The 18,998-nt window shown below is 71.1% G+C and carries 13 protein-coding genes; 8 read left to right on the top strand and 5 right to left on the bottom strand.

Annotation, left to right across the window (positions count from 1 at the left end; translation table 11 throughout):
• The first annotated feature begins 114 nt into the window (after window positions 1-114).
• Window positions 115-1,032, top strand: a complete 918-nt coding sequence (locus MXD61_RS25400; RefSeq protein WP_248815942.1) for an SDR family NAD(P)-dependent oxidoreductase — start codon at window positions 115-117, stop codon at window positions 1,030-1,032.
• Between the two features lie 64 nt (window positions 1,033-1,096).
• Here the strand turns inward: MXD61_RS25400 and MXD61_RS25395 are convergent, their stop codons facing one another.
• Window positions 1,097-2,629 (bottom strand): glycosyltransferase, encoded by a 1,533-nt coding sequence (locus MXD61_RS25395; protein WP_308222849.1) that lies wholly within the window; start codon window positions 2,627-2,629, stop codon window positions 1,097-1,099.
• Window positions 2,630-2,889: 260 nt separating this feature from the next.
• Here MXD61_RS25395 and MXD61_RS25390 point away from each other — a divergent pair, with 260 nt between their 5' ends.
• From MXD61_RS25390 to fxsT, 4 genes are all read left to right on the top strand, one after another.
• Window positions 2,890-4,371: an NAD(P)/FAD-dependent oxidoreductase gene (locus MXD61_RS25390; protein ID WP_248815941.1), complete on the top strand. Its 1,482-nt coding sequence runs from the start codon at window positions 2,890-2,892 to the stop codon at window positions 4,369-4,371.
• Between the two features lie 428 nt (window positions 4,372-4,799).
• Window positions 4,800-6,578 (top strand): glycosyltransferase family 39 protein, encoded by a 1,779-nt coding sequence (locus tag MXD61_RS25385; RefSeq protein ID WP_248815940.1) that lies wholly within the window; start codon window positions 4,800-4,802, stop codon window positions 6,576-6,578.
• Between the two features lie 2 nt (window positions 6,579-6,580).
• Window positions 6,581-8,038, top strand: coding sequence for a hypothetical protein (locus MXD61_RS25380; RefSeq protein WP_248815939.1), 1,458 nt, complete (start codon window positions 6,581-6,583; stop codon window positions 8,036-8,038).
• A 71-nt stretch (window positions 8,039-8,109) separates the two neighbouring features.
• Complete coding sequence (gene fxsT, locus MXD61_RS25375) at window positions 8,110-11,340, top strand: FxSxx-COOH system tetratricopeptide repeat protein (RefSeq protein ID WP_248815938.1); 3,231 nt, start codon at window positions 8,110-8,112, stop codon at window positions 11,338-11,340.
• 33 nt (window positions 11,341-11,373) lie between these two features.
• Here fxsT and MXD61_RS25370 read toward each other — a convergent pair whose 3' ends face one another.
• Window positions 11,374-11,892, bottom strand: coding sequence for a hypothetical protein (locus MXD61_RS25370; RefSeq protein WP_248815937.1), 519 nt, complete (start codon window positions 11,890-11,892; stop codon window positions 11,374-11,376).
• Between the two features lie 290 nt (window positions 11,893-12,182).
• On the opposite strand from MXD61_RS25370, the gene MXD61_RS25365 reads away from it, so the two are divergent.
• Window positions 12,183-12,386, top strand: coding sequence for a DUF5703 family protein (locus MXD61_RS25365; RefSeq protein ID WP_248815936.1), 204 nt, complete (start codon window positions 12,183-12,185; stop codon window positions 12,384-12,386).
• A 233-nt stretch (window positions 12,387-12,619) separates the two neighbouring features.
• Here MXD61_RS25365 and MXD61_RS25360 read toward each other — a convergent pair whose 3' ends face one another.
• Together MXD61_RS25360 and MXD61_RS25355 are read right to left on the bottom strand one after the other, a co-directional pair.
• Entirely contained in the window at window positions 12,620-13,087 is a 468-nt protein-coding gene (locus tag MXD61_RS25360) for a hypothetical protein (protein ID WP_248815935.1), read from the bottom strand.
• Between the two features lie 126 nt (window positions 13,088-13,213).
• Window positions 13,214-14,632: a M20/M25/M40 family metallo-hydrolase gene (locus MXD61_RS25355; RefSeq protein WP_248815934.1), complete on the bottom strand. Its 1,419-nt coding sequence runs from the start codon at window positions 14,630-14,632 to the stop codon at window positions 13,214-13,216.
• A 279-nt stretch (window positions 14,633-14,911) separates the two neighbouring features.
• Between MXD61_RS25355 and MXD61_RS25350 the strand changes: the two genes are divergently transcribed.
• Complete coding sequence (locus tag MXD61_RS25350) at window positions 14,912-15,352, top strand: hypothetical protein (protein ID WP_248815933.1); 441 nt, start codon at window positions 14,912-14,914, stop codon at window positions 15,350-15,352.
• Between the two features lie 905 nt (window positions 15,353-16,257).
• Window positions 16,258-17,370 carry an enoyl-CoA hydratase/isomerase family protein gene (locus tag MXD61_RS25345; RefSeq protein ID WP_248815932.1) on the top strand — a complete coding sequence of 371 codons (1,113 nt, stop codon included), beginning with the start codon at window positions 16,258-16,260 and terminating at the stop codon, window positions 17,368-17,370.
• Window positions 17,371-17,517: 147 nt separating this feature from the next.
• Here the strand turns inward: MXD61_RS25345 and MXD61_RS25340 are convergent, their stop codons facing one another.
• The gene (locus tag MXD61_RS25340; protein ID WP_248815931.1) at window positions 17,518-18,717 is read right to left on the bottom strand and encodes a hypothetical protein; all 1,200 of its coding nucleotides are present in this window, start codon (window positions 18,715-18,717) and stop codon (window positions 17,518-17,520) included.
• Between the last annotated feature and the right edge of the window lie 281 nt (window positions 18,718-18,998).

Here is an 18,998-nt window from a genome sequence, read left to right as displayed (position 1 = left end):
CGCCTGCGCCACGGGGCGGAGAAAGCCTGGCGGCCGTCCTCGACGGGCTGCCACACGGGAACCGGAATCCCCGGTTCCAGCACCAGCATTCACATGACGAAAGGTGATTGACCCATGAGTCAGCTCACTGGTGAGGTGGCCGTTGTCACCGGTGCCGGACGTGGCATCGGACGCGCCATCGCCCTGCGCTACGCCGAGGAGGGCGCGGCCGTCGTGGTCTCGGCGCGCTCCACGGACGAGATCGAGGAGACGGCGTCCCTCATCCGGGCGGCGGGCGGGCGGGCGGCGGCGCACACGGCCAACGTGACCGACCTGGCCTCCGTCCAGGCGCTGCTGGACTTCACGACGACCGAGTTCGGTGCGCCGACCATCCTGGTGAACAACGCCGGTGGTGGCGTCCCCGGCACGTCGGGCAGGTTCGAGAACATGGACCCCGAGGCGATCGTCCGCGGTCTGAACCTGAACCTGATCGCCGCGATCCACCTCACCCGTCTGGCGCTGCCGGCCATGCTCGAGGCCGGGCACGGACACATCATCAACGTGGCCAGCGGCGCCGGCATGGTCGGCATGCCCTACCTGGTTCCCTACGGCGTCTCCAAGACGGGAATCATCCGTTTCTCGGAAATGCTCGCGCTCGAGCTGGAAGGCCGTGGCGTCGCGGTCTTCTCGTTCACTCCAGGCAATGTGCTCAGCAAGCTGACCGATCCGATGTGGCCCATCCGTGAGAGCCTCGCGGCGAACCCGCCGGAGAACTTCTCCTGGATCTTCCCGCCCGGCCACGAGCTGGAGGACAAGGGCTGGTACCCGCCGGAGCGGGCCGCGGAGATGGCCACGTTCCTCGCCTCCGGCAAGGCCGACGCGGTCTCCGGGAAGTTCTTCGCCGCCCACTACGACGAGCACGAGATCGTCGCCCAGGCCGAGCGGGTGGGGCGCGAGGAGCTGTACGCGCTGCGCGTCCCGACGCTGGACGGGCTCGAGCCCTCCATCCTCTACGGCGAGCGGGCCCGCAGGCAGGCCGACGCCACCAGCTGATCTCGCTGGACGGCCGGGCCGGTGATCCCACCGGTCGCTCTCGCTGCCAGGGCGGTACCACGGGTCAACGACGACCTCGTGGTGCCGCCCTGGTCGGCGTGGGCGTGGGCGTGGCGAGCAGGACGGCGGTGAGCACGAGCAGACCCATCGGCAACGTGTAGTGATTGAAGAAGGTCTGTTTGTTCATCAGGCTCGCGCCGAGCAGGACGAGCGCGCCGCCGAGGCAGAACCCGACCGCGTCGCCCCGGGCCCGCCAGGCCAGCGCGTAGGCCGCGACCAGCACGACCAGCGCTGGTCCGAAACCGAGCGTCACACCGAAATGGGACGCCCAGCCCGGCACCGACAGCGAGTGGCCGAGGACCTTGTAACGCAGGTTCGTGACCACCGCGTCGTCGACGAAGTCGCCCGGGCCGGCGAGCAGCCAGGGCGCGACCAGCAGCAGCGCCGTGCCCGCGCTCACCGCCGTGCGCCGCACCCCGAACGCCGGCCAGGCCGCCGCGAGCGGGACCAGCAGCGCCACATGCTGTTTGGACGCCAGCGCCAGCGCGAACGCGACCACCGCCAGCCGGAGATGCCCGTGGCGCACCGCCAGCACCATCCCGGCCAGGCAGGCGATCAGCAGCGGTTCGGTCCACGACTGCTGCAGCGCGTACATCGACTCCGGCAGGATCACCACCAGCAGCGGCAGCATCCCCACCGCCCCGGCGGTGGTGGTGCCCAGCCGGCGGGCGCAGATCGCCGCGACGGCGAGCGCGGCGAGCAGGCCGTAACGGACGTCGCCGAGCAGCAGCCGGGCCGGGGCGAGCAGCACCGACGTCCAGGGCAGGTACGGGTAGACGTCGAACAGGCCGTCGACGCCGTAGGACGCCCGGTCCGGCGCCCACTGCTGGCGGTACAGGTCGGCGCCGTGGACGAGCCCGACCGCGGAGACCTGCAACAGGTGGAACACGTCGATGCGCGGGGTGGGGGCGGCCCGGATGGTGGCCACCCCGGCCGCGCAGGCCACCGTCAGCACCGTCCAGAACAGCGCCGTGGAGCCGCGGCCAGGCCCGACCGGCCGCCATCGTGGCCGTCCGCCCGACACGCCCCGACCGCCACCCGGCACGACGTCCTCGCTCTCCGACGCCTGAGCATCGCCGTCGGGTGCCCGGCGGGGGCCGCCGAGGTGCAGCGCGATGGTGGCGGCGGCCAGCAGGCCGGCGCAGGCCGCGAGGATGTCGGCGACGGCGGCCAGCGTTCCGCTGGCGTAGTAACGGGGATGGCGCACCAGCGGACCGATCCCCACGGTGAGCGCGACGAACGCCCACGCCAGACGCTGCCCGCCCCACCCGTCCGCGCCGAGCGGGCGGGGGCCGGGGCGGGGGCGGGCCCACCAGGTGGCGCAGGTGGCGGCGGTGACGCCGATGCCGATGGCGGCCATCGCCCAGGCGCCGTAGCGACCGTCCTTGGCCGCGATCCCGCAGGCCAGCGCGCACCAGCTGACCAGGACCGCGGCCAGCACCGGACGGGATCCGCCGGTCACCGGCCCGGCGGCGGGCACGGCCGGGGTGGGGCCCGCGTCCCGCGCCGCACCGCGACGGGGCGTCACGCGCCGCACCGGCGCACCGTACTCACCACCGCACGATCCCAGAGCGGCCGACCACCCCCGTCCCGGGGGATCGGTGCGGGGTCGGGCCGGACGACTCGCGTACCACGGTTGGCTGTCCTGGAACGGCGAGGGGGTGCGGGTGGATCACAGCCGTACACGTGCAACACTCACCCGGTAGCCGGCCCCAGGGTCCGGCACCCCCATGGTCCGGTGCACCGGCGCCGGCGCGGGAGTGACCATGCAGGTGTGTTGAGGAGAGGTCCGGCACAGTGACCGAAAAGCCAGAGGTAGTCGTCATCGGGGCCGGGCCAGCTGGCCTGACCGCCGGCTGGGAGCTGGTGAAACGGGACGTGCCCGTGACGATTATCGAGGGTGACTCGGTCGTCGGTGGAATCAGTCGTACCGCGCAGCGCGACGGCTGGCGTTTCGACATCGGCGGCCACCGTTTCTTCACGAAGGTCCCCGAGGTCGAGAAGCTCTGGCACGAGATCCTCCCCGACGAGGACTTCCTGATGCGGCCGCGGTCGAGCCGCATCTACTACAACGGCAAGTTCTTCGACTACCCGTTGAAGCCGGCGAACGCGCTGGGCAACCTCGGTGTGGTCGAGGCGGCGCGCTGCATCGCCTCCTACGCCGCGGCCCGGGTGCGCCCGCCGAAGGACCAGAGCAACTACGAGAACTGGCTGGTCGCCCGCTTCGGCTGGCGGCTGTACCGCACCTTCTTCAAGACCTACACGGAGAAGGTCTGGGGAGTGCCGGTCAACGAGATGCCCTCGGACTGGGCGGCGCAGCGCATCAAGAGCCTGTCGATGTTCAACGCCATCGTCAACGCGGTGCTGCCGAAGAAGAACCAGAAGGACATCACGTCCCTCATCGAGGAGTTCCAGTACCCCAAGTACGGGCCCGGCATGATGTGGGAGACCGCCACCGACAAGATCGTCAAGCAGGGTGGGCGGGTCGTCTTCGAGGAGAAGGTCCGTAAGATCCACCACGAGAACGGCCGTGCCACCGGGCTGACCACCGAGGTCATCGGCGGGTACGGGCCGGGCGCGGGTGCGCCCGAGTCGTCGCGCACCGACCTCGGCAGCGAGTACCAGTACACCGGCGACGAGTTCATCTCGTCGATGTCGTTCTCGTCGCTGGTGAAGGTGATGGACCCGCCGGCACCGGCGCACGTGCTCGCCGCGGCGAACGCGTTGAAGTACCGCGACTTCCTCACCGTGGCGCTGGTCGTGCCGGAGTCCGCCGGATTCCCGGACAACTGGATCTACATCCACGCGCCCACGGTGAAGGTCGGCCGCATCCAGAACTTCGCGTCCTGGTCGCCGTATCTCGTCAAGGACGGCAAGACCTGCCTGGGTCTGGAGTACTTCGTCTTCGAGGGCGACGACACCTGGAGCAGCTCGGACGAGGACCTCATCGCACTCGGCACCCGGGAACTGGTCGAACTCGGCCTGATCCGGGCGAGCCAGGTCGAGACGGGCTACGTCGTCCGGATGCCGAAGGCGTACCCGTACTATGACACCGAGTACAAGAAGAACGTGGACATCATTCGGGCCTGGCTGGCCGAGAACACGCCGAACGTGCACCCGGTCGGGCGCAACGGCATGCACCGGTACAACAACCAGGACCATTCGATGCTGACCGCGCTGCTCACCGTCGAGAACATCGTCGACGGCACCCACCACGACGTGTGGGAGGTCAACGTCGACGAGGATTACCACGAAGAGGTCTCCTCCCCCAAGCGCTGACCCGACGTCGGGCACCTGGCCCGGCGGCCGGCTCCGCGCCGACCGCCGCCGATGGTTCGACGGCGAACGCGACGAGACAGGGGTGCCGGCCCGCCCCCGGAATAGCCGGGGCGGGTCGGCGCCGCCAGAATAGGTGCCTGGGCGTGGCCTCCCACCGCTCGGTGATCACAGGATCGCCGGACGGTCGGTGGCCCATGCCCGGCGGCACCCGCGGCCTGCCCCCCGCACCCGTCCGGACCCGCGGGCGCGTGGGCCCGCCAGACGTAACCAGCCCGTACGACGGGACCAGCCCGAATGCGGGGCGGCCCGTCCGAAGGGCCAGCCCGCACGATTCCAGCACTGCGGGTGCGGGCCTGCCCGGCCGGTCGAGGACACGCCGGCCTGGCTGACCCGCCGCACCGCGGACCACGTGGACGGAAGGAACTACCGTGACGGACGTCGCGGTGCGCCCGGCGGAGCGCAAGCCCGAACCGGTCGACCAGGTCGGCAACGCCTCCGACCGCGCGGGGCGGGCGTTCACCATCGTGGTGGGCGCGCTCGTCGCCGCCGCGGTGATCGTACGGTTCACCGCCACCCAGGCCCTGTGGCTGGACGAGGCGCAGAGCGTGGCGATCGCCCGCCTGCCCCTGTCCGGATCCGGTACCACCATGTGGGACGGCCTGCTTCAGGACGGTTCGCCGCCGCTCTACTACCTGTTGCTGCACGGCTGGATCGCCGTCGTCGGCGAGAGCACCCTGGCGGTGCGATCACTGTCGGCGTTGGTCAACATCGCGGCGGCCTGGCCGTTGTACCTGCTCGCGCGGCGGGTGATCGGTGAGCGTGGCGCGCGGGTCAGCGTGGTGCTGTACCTGACCTCGCCGTTCGCGTTGTACTTCGGCACCGAGACCCGCATGTACAGCCTGATCGTGCTGCTCACCGCGCTGGGCGGGGTGGCGCTCGAACGGGTGCTGCGGGCACCCTCGGCGAAGTCGGTGATCGGCCTGGCGCTGGCCGCCGGCGGCCTGGCGCTGACCCACTACTGGTGTCTGTACCTGCTGGTCACCGTCGGCGTGTGGCTGCTCGGGCTGCTGATCGTCCGCCCCTGGTATCGCGCCCGGCGCGCCCGTCGCGGTGGCCCGGCCGGCGCGCCGGTGCCACGGGCCGCGGGGGTTTCGGGCAGTACGTCCACCGGTTCGACGGGACGTTCGGGGGGCGGCAGCCACCGCTCGGGGGGGCGTGGCACCTCGGGTGCGACGTCCGCGTCCGCCGCGGGGGGCATGTCGTCGGCCGCGGCGGCGCGGCGGGGGCCGATCCACGCGCTGATCGGGCTGGTCGGCGGCGGGCTGGTGTTCGCGCCGTGGCTGCCGAGCTTCTTCGACCAGCTCGCCCACACCGGCACCCCGTGGGGCGAGCCGGCCAGCTACGCGGCGATCTCCCACGCCTACGGCCAGTGGGCCGGCGGTCCGACGACCCTCGGGCGGCTGTTGCTGTTCCTGATCACCGGTCTGGCCGCGGCCGGTCTCGCCGGGCAGTCCACCGGCGGCCGGTTCCTGCTCATCGACCTGCGCGGACGGGAACCCGGCCGCACCCTGTTCTTCCTGGCCACCGGCACCCTGTTCGTCGCGGTCACCGCCGGCAAGCTGGTCGGCAACGCCTGGGCTGACCGCTACACCGCGACCGCGTTCGTCCCGTTCCTGCTGGTCCTGGGCCTGGGCTCGACCGTCATCGGGGACCGCCGGATCTTCCAGGGCGTCATCGCCGTCGCCGCGGCCATCGGTCTGCTCGCGGGCACCACCGACCTGCACCGGGAACGGTCGCAGGCCACCGAGGCCGCCGATGTGCTGGAACGGCTGGCCCATCCCGGCGATGTGATGCTGATCTGCCCCGACCAGATCGGCCCGGGCCTGGCCCGCACCATCCCGCCGTGGCTGAAGGTGCACGTCGTCCCGACGTACGACGCGCCGGACCGGGTCAACTGGGTCGACTACGAACAGCGCAACGAGAACGCCGACGGACGTGAGATCGCCCGGCGCGCCCTGGCCGAAGCCGGCCCCGAACACACCGTGTTCCTCGCCGGTTCCGGGGCGTACCGCACCTACGAGGAGCTGTGCACCGAGGTGCAGACCACGTTGGCGCAGGCCCGTCCGCACGCCGACCAGGTGATGAAGCAGGGCCTGCCGGCGAAGGTCTACGAGAACTACGCTCTGCTGCGCTTCCAGGCGTCCTGACGATGACCGCCGCCCCGCCGACCCCCGCGTCCGCCGTCGTCGTGGACGAACGACGCGGGACGCGGCGTGACGGCCGGCGCGACGGTGGACGCCACACCGGGGCACGCAGGCGGCCGGACCCGTGGCGCTGGCGTGAGGTGCTGCTCGCCTGGCTGGCCGCCCGGGTCGTCGTCGGCGCGGCCCTGGCCATGACCCGTTTCCTCGCCGACCAGGCCCAGGGCGACCAGAACCTCACCCTGCGCACCACCGGCCTGCTCGGCTGGGACGCCGGCTGGTACCGCACGATCGCCGAGTCCGGTTACGGCGGCGCCGGGGCGGAAAGCCGCCGTTTCTTCCCGCTGCTGCCGATGGCGGTGCGGGGTCTGGCGCAGGTGCCGGGTGCGGCCGGGCGTGAGGGCCCGATCCTGCTGGTGATCGTCAACGTGTGCGCGTTGGGCCTGGCGCTGGCGCTGGTGCGCCTGGCCACCGTCGAGGGCCTCGGTGAGGACGCCACCTCGCGTCTGATCTGGTTCACCGCGCTCGCCCCGCCGGCGTTCGTGCTGGTCATGGGCTACGCCGAGGCCGTCGCCGGGCTGCTCGCCGTCGCGGTGTTCCTCGGCGCCCGCACCCGCCGCTTCGAACTCGCCGCGCTCGCCGGCCTGCTCGGCGGGCTGTGCCGTCCACTCGGGGTGCTGCTCGTCGTCCCGCTCGCGATCGAGGCCACCCGCGGTTCACGGCTCGCCACGCTTCCGCTGGTCCGCCGTCTGGGCGCGCCGCCTCTGTCCACCGCGTCGGTGCCCCGCTCCCCCACGACCGCACCCTCGTCCTCGCCCTCGCACCGCACCGCTGCCGCGGCGCTCACCGGCCCGTCGTCGCCGTCCGCGTTCTCGGACCCGTCCACGGCCGCGTCCGCCCTGCCGTCCGCGTCCCCGTCCCCGGTGACGGCCGGGCCGCCCGGCGATCTGTGGCGACCGGATGGGCGCCGCCGCGGCGCGGCCCTCGGCTGGCGGGTGGTGGCGGTGTTCGCCCCGCTGGTCGGCGCCGGGATCTATGTGGCCTGGTCGGCGCACACCTACGGGGACGGCCTGGCGCCCTTCACGATGCAGCGGGACGCCGCCCGCCACGGCGCCACCAGCAACCCGCTCTCGGTGCTGTGGCAGGCCGCCACCGGCGCGTTCCACGGTGAACTCGGCACCGCCCTGCACGTCCCGTGGATTCTGCTGGCCGTCGCCGGCCTGATCGTGATGTACCGTCTGCTCCCGGTGTCGTACGCGCTGTGGAGCACCCTGGTGCTCGTCGCCGTCCTCACCGGCAGCAACCTCGACTCCGGCGAGCGCTACCTTTACGGCGCCTTCCCGTTCCTGCTGGTCGCGGCCCTGGTGACCACCCGCCGCGAGATCTTCACCGCGGCCCTGGTCGCCTCCACCGCCGCGATGACTCTTTACGCCACCCTCGCCTTCACCCTCGCCTACGTCCCCTGACCCCACCTCCATGGCCGACGCCGGCTGCCCACACGTGAGCACGTGGGCACGGTACGACATAATGGTGCATCGTGGAGCAGGGCCGTCACGATGGGTTCACCTGGGACTTCTTCGTGTCCTACACCAGCGCCGATGCGGCGTGGGCCACGTGGATCGCCTGGCATCTGGAGGAGAACGACTACAAGGTCCTGATCCAGGCCTGGGACTCCACGCCCGGCACGAACTGGCGCTACCAGATGGAACAGGGCATGATCCACGCCGCGCGCACGATCGCGGTGCTGTCCCCCGCGTACATGCGGTCCAGGTTCGGCCTGGAGGAGATGCGCAGCGCCTGGGCCGCGGACCCGCAGGGAACGCTGCGCAAGCTCATACCCGTTCGCGTCGAGGAGTTCCGGCCCGTCGGGGTGCTGAGCAGGATCGTCTCCCTCGACCTGTTCGGACTGTCGGAGCCGGAGGCCCGTGAACGCCTGCGCACCGACATCAGGGCGACGTTGGACGGCCGGGAGAAGCCGTCAGCCTCACCGGACTTCCCCGCTCCGATCGTCGAGGGGCGGCCCGGCCAGGCACCTCCCCCGGGGCCGCGGTCCACGGATCGACCGCTGCTGGTGGGCCAGCCCCGGCCCATGCCGATGTTCCCCGCGGAACTGCCAAAAATCTGGAACGTGCCGGAGCCGACCGCGCGGTTCGTCGACCGCCCGGAGCTCGCCCAGCTGACCGAGGCCATGGCCGGTGACCGCCCGCTGGTCGCCCTCACGGGAACCGCCGGGATCGGCAAGACCAGCCTGGCTCTGGAGTACGTCCGCGCGCACCGGGCCGACTTCGACGCGGTCTGGTGGGTCCCCGCCGGCCGCACCGATCAGATCGCCAACCAGGTCAGCGCGGCCGCACCCCTGCTGGGCCTGCCCGCCGAGACCTCGGCGTCCGCGGTCCTCGCCCAGTTGGACGCCGGCCACCGCCGCTGGCTGCTCGTCGTCGACGCCTCCACCAGCCGGGACGCCCTACCCGACTGGTTACCGACCACCTCCGGTGACGGCCGCATCCTCGTCACCTCCCGTGACGACCGCTGGGACGCCCACGGCCAGGTCATCCACGCCGAGGCGCTGGACCGCGCCCACGCCGTGGAGCTGCTCGCCGACCGCCTCCCCGCCATCGACCGGACCGCCGCCGGCGAGATCGCCGACCGCTTCGGCGGTCTCCCCCAGGCGCTGGACCAGGCGGCGCACCTGATGATCAGCGAAAGCCTCCAGGCCCGCCACTACCTCGACGAACTGCGCGCCGACCCGCTGGCCCTGCTCTCCGAGGGCGAAGCCCCGGGACGCCCCGGCATCACCGCTGTCACCCTGTCGGACGCGTCGATCCGCCTCGTCGACGCGAACGCCCCCACCGCCGGCGAACTGCTCCGCCTGGCCGCGCACGCCGACATCGCCACCCCCTTCCCCCTCTGGCTCCTACGCGACCACCCAGACGCCCTCAGCCTGGACGCCCTCACCAGCAACACCACCCCATCCAGCCCGGACGCCCCCAGCCCAGACGCCCCCAGCCCGGACTCGCCCTGGTCGGCGGCCGCCGAGGGGCTACGCGCGGCGACGGCCAGACCCCGGGTTCTCGCCCGCGCCGTCAGCGACCTCCAAAGCCACGGCCTGGTCCGCTACCAGGGCGACGAGCTGCACCTACCGTCGGTCCTGGGCACCGTCCTACGTGGACGCACCACCCCGGACCACGCCGCCCACCTGAACGCGAGCATCGGCCGCCTCCTGCACGCCGCCCTGCCGGAGAACGTCGTCGGCGACCCGGCGACCTGGCAGGCCTGGCACACGCTGCTCCCCCACGCCCTGGCCGTGCTGGAGAACACCAGCCCCGACCAGGACACCCCCGAAACCGCCTGGCTCGCCGAACACGCCGCCGCCTACCGCCTCGAACGCGGCCAGCCCGCCGAAGCCGAACTGCTCGCGACCCGCGCCGCCCAGGCCCGCGAACGCCTCGACGGCCCCGACCACCCCGACACGCTCGCCGCCCGCCACATCTACCTGCGCGCCGCCCTCAACAACGACAACTTCGCCGAGGCCGGCCCCCTGGCCGAACGCAACGCCGACGACCGCGAACGCCTCCTCGGCCCCGACCACCGCGACACCCTGGCCAGCCGCGAAACCCTCGCCCGCGTCTACCAGAAGGCCGGCCACCTCGACAACGCCGAGGCCCTGTTCACCCAGAACCTCGCCGACCGCAAGGCCGCCCTCGGCGACCGCGACCCCGACACCCTCGAAAGCCGCCACAACCTCGGCGCCGTGATCGACCAAAGCGGTCGCCGAGGAGAAGCTCTCACTATCCTGCTGACGACCCACATAGCTCGGGACCGCGCGCTCGGCTCAGAGCACCCGCACACTCTCGACACCGGCCACCACATTGCTATCACTTACCGTGCAATGGGCAATACAGAAGCAGCTATCCGTTATGCTGAGCCCGTCTTGGCGGCACGCAAAGAGGTGCTCGATCCGGGCCATCCGGCGACCCTCGAAAGCCACCATGCTCTCGGGCTTACCTATCGACAGGCCGGCCGTTACGACGACGCCACCCACGAGCTTGACCAGGCCTTCGCTGGCAGGGAAAGAGTGCTCGGACCTACTCATCCGCACACTCTCGAAAGCGCCTACATGCTCGGCGAGACACATCTCGAATCTGGCCAGGCAGAACGCGCTGTGCCATGGATGGAACGAGCCACCTCCGGCCGCGAAAATGAGTTCGGCCCCGATCACATTACTACCATCGACAGCTACAGAGGACTTGCAGCGGCCCACATCGCGAACGGGACACCGGAAGAGGCCACGCGAATATTCGGACGGATACTCGACCGACACGAAGAACTCGAGGGAGAAGATCACCCTTATGCCCTTGAGGCCCGGGAGGCGCTGGCATCTCACTACCGTGACATCGGAGAATTCGACGCCTCCTATTACCACTTTGACCGGCAGCTCGGAATTCGGGAACGCACCCCTAGCGGTGCTCCCGAAGACCTTCTGAGGACTGCAGACAGACTGGCTGCGGTGTGCCATAAGACCGGGCGTGCCTCCGAGGCGGCTGAGCTCAGCGAACGTGTAAATGCCGAACGTCTACGCACTCTCAGCGCCGAAAATACGGCTACTGACGCGAGCCGCGCCCGTGCCGATCATTCCCGCCAAGCCGAGCACAATTCCGACGCTCCGACCCTCAGGAATCGCGAATCCGAGGGAGCAGACAGAGCCGAGAAACCCGGGCCAACTGAACCTCTACCTAGCGAGTCCGGTCGGCACCGATTCGGCCCCTGAATACTCGGAGCGAGACACGAGTAAAATCTTTATTCAACTCGCACCTGGTGAATCTTCGGGGCTACCGCGCGACCATTTTCGATCTTCATCGAAGACGCGTCCGAGATTCTCCAATTTTTTCCAAAGGCGCGACCTCTCGTCATCCTCTGGATTCATCGGAGTCGGCAGCTCCTGCTCCAGGTCAGCATCAAGACGTGCGTCGGCACGAGCGTTTGCCTGGTCAGTCTGCTCGCGCGTGAGTTTGGCGAGAAAGCGTCGGCTCTCCTCGGCTTCGTCTTTGGACGAGATCTCGTGCGCCACAGCCTGACTGTCACGAGAACCCCAAGTACGCGAGAAGTCACCGTTCCAGTCGACTGGGCGTAGCGGGGGGCGCTCGAAGGGGCGTGGGAGGTCCCGGGCCTCGTCCTCGGCCACTGCCGTGGTGTCGTCGGCCGCTGCCGTGGGTTCGGCGGCCGAACCCGGGTCGCGCTCTGGGTCAGGGTCGGACGGGGCGTGCGGCACGAGGCGTCCTCTCGTCGGATCGTGCTTGCCGTTGGTGCTGCCGGTAATCATCCCACTGCTCCGGGTTCGTCAACCAGGCACGGCCGGAAGCGGTTCCGCGGAACCGTCCGGGTGGGGTGGCCGGCGGCGGTTCCGCGGAACCGTCCGGGTGGGACGGCCGGGGGCCGCGGGGTGGATCGGCGGATATCTGGTTGGAAACGGGTCGGCATCCCTTGCGGCAGGTAGCGGGACGGTTAACGTGGTGGGACCGCACGGTGGTCGGCGGCGTCGCCGTACCGTCGGGCGCCTGCCGTGGTTCGCCGTCGTCCCGCCGTCCGCTCGTCGTACAAGGTCAGGTCGCGTTGGCTGGAGTCGAGCTCGAGTACCAGAAGCTGTACATGCCGCCGGGCACGGACCGCCGGGCCGCGGTGCAGATCCTCACGATGCACGCCGAGTTCGGGGACTGGGAGCTCGACCGGCTCCGGCTGTTCCCGGACGGTTCCCGCCGAGCCGTCCTACGTCGCCGCCGACGTCCCGGTGGGCTGCCCGGTTACCTTCCCACCTAGGCGTTTCCTCGTGGATCCGCGGACGGGCGCCGACCAGGGTCCGAAGTGTGGCCGCTGGGCACCCCGCACTCGCCGGCGATCGACGGTCGATACGTCAGGCCGAGGCCGGATGCCGAGGGTTATTCGGCCGCATGCCGAGGGCTAGTTGGAAAACCGGTACCGGAATCCTCGAACAACCCTCGGCGTCTCATGATCACAACCCTGAGCGGGGCGGGAGCGGGGCGGGCCTTGGGTCAGTGGGGGGTGCGGAGCGGGGTGGGGTCGCCGTCGATCTCGTGGCGGACCTGGGCGGGTGTGCGGATCTCGACGGCGTCGGGGGGGACGCCCCGGGAGAGCAGGTGGCGCCCGGACAAGGCGATCGCCGCCAGGTCGACGCTCCTCGTCGAGGGGTCATGACCGTTGCGGGGCGCGGCGGTGTCGAGGGACCAGACGTCGATGCGGAACCACATGCGGTGGCGGTGCGGGTCGCCGTCCGCGCGGATCTGGAGGAAGCGGCGTTGTAGCACGCGGCGGGCGACCTCCGTCGCGTTGGACGCGGCGGTGTCGGGCTCGAAGCCGCCGGAGGGTTCGGTCCAGTCGGCGTTCCAGCGGGTGCCGTCCGCGCTGACCTGGACCAGGTAGGCGTAGGTGCGGTTGGGGACGGCCCAGCGGTCCCCGGTCGGCCGGGCCAGGCCGAGGGCCGCCAGTGCGTCGTCCGTCACATATCCATGATGTCACAACGAGCCGACTATCCATCCACAGGCAGTGATGTTCCCGTGGTCGCCGTGTCCGACGGCGGGACCGTCCGCAGGCGCGGAGGAAACCGTCAGCGGACGTGGAGGAAACCGTCAGCAGGCGTGGAGGAAGCGGTCGAGGACGCGGACGCCGAAACGCAGCGATTCGAGCGGGACACGCTCGTCCACGCCGTGGAACATGCCGGAGAAGTCCAGGTCAGCGGGCAGAAGCAGCGGGGAGAAGCCGAAGCAGCGGATGCCCAGGCGGGAGAAGGACTTCGCGTCGGTGCCGCCGGAGAGCATGTAGGGGACGGGGCGGGCGATCGGGTCCTCGGCGCGCAGGGCACCGGCCATCGCGTCAACCAGCGGGCCGTCGAAGCTGGTCTCGACGGCGTCGTCGAGGACGACCCACTCCCGGCGGATGTCGGGGCCGAGGATCTCGTCGAGCTGGCGCAGGAACTCGTCGCGCTGGCCGGGCAGGTAGCGGCCGTCCACGTAGGCGACGGCCTCCCCGGGGATGACGTTGACCTTCTCCCCCGCGGCGAGCTGGGTGGGGTTGACGGTGTTGCGCAGCGTCGCGCCGATCATGCGGGCGACCGGGCCGAGCTTGGCGACGGTGGCGTCCAGATCGTCAAGGTCGAACTGCATGCCGATCGCGTCGCCGAGTTCACCGAGGAACCGACGCACCGTGTCGGTGAGCACGAGGGGGAACTCGTGGCGACCCAGGCGCGCCACCGCATCGCACAACGCCGTGACCGCGTTGTCATCGCTGATCATCGAGCCGTGGCCGGCGCGGCCGGTGGCGGTGAGCTTCATCCACGCCAGGCCCTTCTCCGCCGTCTCGATCAGGTAGAGCCGCAGGTCGTCGGAGACGGTGTAGGAGAAGCCGCCGACCTCGCCGATCGCCTCGGTGCAGTCGGCGACATGCTGCGGATGGTTGTCGACGAGCCACCGGGCCCCCAGCACACCGCCGGCCTCCTCGTCCGCCAGGAACGCCACCACCAGGTCCCGGGACGGCTTACGCCCGCTGCGCACCAGGTCACGGACGGTGGCCAGGGTCATCGCGACCATGTCGAGCATGTCGACGGCGCCGCGCCCCCACAGGCAGCCGTCAAGCTCCTCACCGGAGAACGGCCCGACCCGCCACTGGCTGGCATCGGCGGGCACCACGTCCAGATGCGAGTGGATGAGCAGTGGCGCCCGGCTCGAATCCGCCCCCTCGATCCGCGCGATCACACTGGTGCGCCCCGGCTCGGACTCGAGGATCGTCGGTTCGATCCCCACCTCGGCGAGCCTGCTCGCCACGTACTCCGCGGCCGGCCGCTCCCGCCCGTTACCGTCACCCCAGTTCACCGACTCGAACCGCAGCAGCTCCGAGCACAGCTCGACCACCTCGGCCTCGGCGTTCGGCGCCGTCACCGGCAACCGCAACCCGCCCGGCCCCGCGGACACCGACTGCCCGGACACCGACCGTGCGGACAGCGACTGTGCGGACGAGGTGGACGACGACGACGGCGGCGGTGTGGTCGACATACCTCCAGTCTGCTCCGCTCCGACCCACCGCACCGACCACGCCGCGCCTGCGGCAACACTTCAGCAGCTCGCCCGTAACATCCCTTGGCGTTCCTTATGTCCCACTCCACCTGTCCCGTTCCACATGTCCCGCTCCACCGCGCCGATGGTCACCCCGGCGTCTCGTCGACGATCCTCCCGCTCCCGCCCCGCGATCACCCCACCTCGTGGCGTGGGACGGCCGGTGCGGATGCCTGCCCTGAGCTGCGGGTATGCCGTCCTCGACGGAGGGAGCCCGACGTGACGACCTACCCGTGCCCACGCACCGACCTCGACTGCGCCGCCGCCTTCACCAGCCCCGGTGACCTCGACTGGCACTTCCGGATGGCCCACGGCTACCGCCGCCTCTACCGCATCTGGACAAGCCTGCGCCCACCCCAGCCGATCGGCCCGCCCCCCGAACGCCACGTCCCCGACGGCCTGGTCGAAGGCCCCGGCACCCGCACCCTCGCCGAACGCCGCGCCGACCAGGCCGCCCTCACCCACCAGCCCACACGCACCGACCAGGCCGTCCACGCCGAGCAGACCGCGCGCAGCGACCAGAACGTCCTCGCCGACCAGACCGTCGAGGGTTCAGCACCGGATGCGGGCGTGTTCGCTGGTCTGCGCCCGTCGGCCACCCACGGCGCGACAGCCGCCCACCGTCGAAAGTCGAAGCGTCACGCCCGCTCGTCCCACTGACCCGACCGCTCGTCCCGCTGGCCCGCCAGGTCATCCCGCATTGGATCATGGATTTCAGGTAGTCCTATATGCACCAAATGCGAGGCTTCTGGGCTGCGGCGGCGGGGTTTCGGGCCGCTTGGCGCCCCCGGATAGTGGCCGAGATCGGATGAGATCATGACATGCCGAGGGTTGTTCAAGGACAAGGGCCCCCGAAAACCGAACAGCCCTCGGCATGGCACCGAATAGCCCTCGGCATCCGCCCCCGAGCCGGCGAATCGGTCACCAACAGCTACCGACCCGGCGAATCGGCCAGCCAACAGGCACCGAGCCAGCGAACTGGTTACCAACAGACGCTGACGACGACGGAAGGTAGCGGATGGGGTCGGGTGGATCTGGGATGTCCGCAGCGGCCGAGAGAGCGTTCGGATGGTGTTCGCCACGCAGAGGCGGGCGGCGTTGTGGCCGCATGGGCCACATCAGGCGCCGGGAGAGGTGGGCGGGCCGCGTGGCGAGTGGTGGCGGCCTGACTCGCCACGAAATCTGCCGATCTGGACCGATCGGCGCCGACCAGGAGGGTAGCCAGCACATCACCCCATGCTCAGCCAGTCGCCGGAGGTCATGCGCTTTGAGTGAGATGGCTGTCCGCATCCGTAGAACCAAAGCGGCGAATCGTCAGAATATAGTCACGGATTACGTAGGGATGGTGACGCTCATCTAGGCGCAGGCCGGATCACTACCGTCTGGCGGGTCGGGCCGTCAGGATGTACGGAATCCGTCCGTGCGGCCGGCCGTCAGCTTCGGCCATGCTCCGCGGTTCACGACCGACCACCGCGTCCCGACGACCGGGTCATCCGACCGTGAGATCACGGCCGGGGGGCCACGGCGGCGGCCGCGGACCGCGACCCGAAGGGTGGGCACACGAGATGTCTGCACTCTCCGCATCGTCCGCACAGCCGGAGGTACTGGTCAGCCGGGAGGGCGTCGGCGGCGCCCTCGGCCGGCTCACCCTCAACCGGCCCCGGGCCATCAACGCGCTGACGTCCACCATGGTGGAGGCGCTGGACGAGGCGCTCGCCGACTGGGCGAACGATCCGGGCGTCGCCGTCGTCCTGCTCGACGGGGGCGGGGAGCGGGGGCTGTGCGCGGGCGGTGACATGCGGGCCGTGCGTGACGCCATCGTCGCCGGTCGGCCGGAGGACGCGCTGGCGTTCTGGTCGTCGGAGTACCGGCTCAACGCCCGCATCCGCCGCTTCCCCAAGCCCTATATCGCGATCATGGACGGGATCGTGATGGGTGGCGGGCTCGGCCTGTCCGCCCATGGGGATGTGCGGATCGTCACGGAGCGTTCGCTGCTCGCGATGCCGGAGGTCACCCTCGGGTTCGTGCCGGACGTCGGCGGCACCTGGCTGCTCTCGCACGCCCCCGGTCAGCTCGGCACCCACCTCGCCCTCACCGGACGCCACATCGGCCCCGCCGACGCGATCACCGCGGGTCTGGCCGACCACTACCTGCCGTCCGCGCGGCTCCCGGCGCTGCTCGAGGTGCTGCGCACCGCCGCGGACCCGGCCGAGGCCATCGCCGCCTACGACTTCTCCGCGCACACCCCGCCGCCGGGTGAACTCGCCGCGCAGCGGGAGTGGATCGACGACCTCTACCGCGGCGACAACCTGACCCGCATCCTCAGCCTGCTCACCCACAGTGTGAAGCCCGCCGCCCGGGACGCCGGCGCCGAGATCGCCACCAAGTCCCCCACCGCGCTGGTCGTCACCCTGCGTGCCCTGCGCGCGGCGACGACGATGGACTGCCTCGAGGAAGCGCTCGACCAGGAGTACCGCATCGCCAACGCCGCGCTGTCCACCCCGGACCTGGTCGAAGGCATCCGCGCCGCCCTCGTCGACAAGGACCGCACCCCCCGCTGGTCCCCGGCCCGCCTGGCGGACGTCACCGACGCCGAGATCGACCGCTTCTTCGCCCCCGCCCCCACCGACCTGGGCCTGGGCCTGGCCGCCGCCCTCGGCGAGGTCCACGACCTCTAACCCGCCGTCCACGACTGCGGCGTTAGGGACAGCGCCGCAGTCACAGGCCGTCATCACGGGGCATCGTCACGGGACATCATCACGGGACATCGTCGCCGCTGGCGGCCCGGCGGAGCGGGTGGGCCCTTCTGCGGGGACGAAACGGATCTAGGGCTGGACCGGGCGGAGGCCGTCGGCGAGGGCGAGAATCTCCGCGGGACCACGGCCGCGAATCCAGATCTGGGTGCCCGCGCGGGTGAGGTGCAGGTCGACCTGGTCCGGGTCGGCGGCTGGTGACCAGCGGTGGGCCGGCGTCCCGTCGGCCAGCGTGATCGGGTCCCAGCCGGTGGTGTCGGGCATGCCGGCCCCGCGGGACTGCTCGAACCACACCGTCCGACCGGCAGGACGCCCCCCGGACGGATGCGCCACCACCACCGGCCCGGCACCCTCGCGCAGGACGCCGGCGAAGGACTCGTCCTGCGGTGCGAGCAGCGTGAAGTCGACCTGGGCGGCGAGCCGGGCGAGCGGGACGGCCCGGCGGAACGGTTCCTGCACGTCCCGCGGGATGCCGACGGCGTCCAGGTCGAAGGGCTCCGGGCCCGTCGTCCCCGCCTCGTCCACGGTGGTCGGGTTGGACGGGTCGTCGACGCGCAGGTCGTGCAGTTCCCAGCGTTCGACCTCGCCGCCGTCCCAGTGAGCGACCAGTTCGACGAGGATGCCGGTCGCGTCGTCCACGGCCAGGTCGAAGGTGTCGCCGGGAGGCAGGCCGTGGAACTGGCGCAGCATGCCCAGCGGGCCGCCGCGGGCCGTGCCACGCAGGCGGATGATGTCACGGCCCTGCCGCACCGACCGCTCGAGTGCGCTCAGCCGCAGATGGGACAACAGCAGCCAGGGACGCAGCGGGCCGATCTCCGGCACGAACAGGGTCAGCACCGAGCTCGCCCGTTCCGCCGGCCGCGAGCCGGTGACCTGCCCATCGGCACCACGCCGACGCCACTGCTCCCCCCGCACGACCGTCACCTCGCCCACCTCACCCACCTCACCGTCGGTGGCATCGGTATCGGCGGTACCGCCAGGGGTGCTCGCGGCGGCATCCGCGCGGTGCCAGTCGATGCGCAGGGCATCCCCGGCGGCAAGCAGGGTTCCCCATCGATCATGGATGGCATCGGCCCCGGCATTGGCCCCGGCGCCGCGGTACGGGGCCCCGGGCGGCTCGACCAGCGTGGGAAAGCCACGAGCGGCCTGCTCCGCGTTCCGGGCCGCCGTCGCACGAACATGATCCGTGCGGCGGTGGAGGCGGGCGTGCACGCCGCCCCGGCGGCGGTCACTGGTGGACAGTGCCTCGAGCGCATCGCCAAGCAGGCCCATACCATCATGGTCACACAGACCGGACGCACGGTGACCCGAACCGTCCGCCCAGTGTTCCGCGGAACCGGCCGCACCACGACCACCGGCCGCCCGACCCCGCCATCCGCCCACGATCACACCTATGGCCACGGTCCGTGACGCCGCCGCCGAGGGCTGCGGGTGTGCAGGATGCACACGGGTCGCCGTGGGGGCATTCGTGTCCGATATGCCCCCCACGACGACCCGCGTAGGCGGATCTTGCCCTGGGGGCGGCCGCGGGGTGTGGCGGAGCGTGGTGGGGG

The sequence above is a fragment of the Frankia sp. AgPm24 genome (assembly GCF_023243055.1).
Classification (GTDB): domain Bacteria; phylum Actinomycetota; class Actinomycetes; order Frankiales; family Frankiaceae; genus Frankia; species Frankia umida.
Note: the sequence above shows the minus strand (reverse complement) of the source record. Positions and strands in the feature narration are given on the sequence as shown.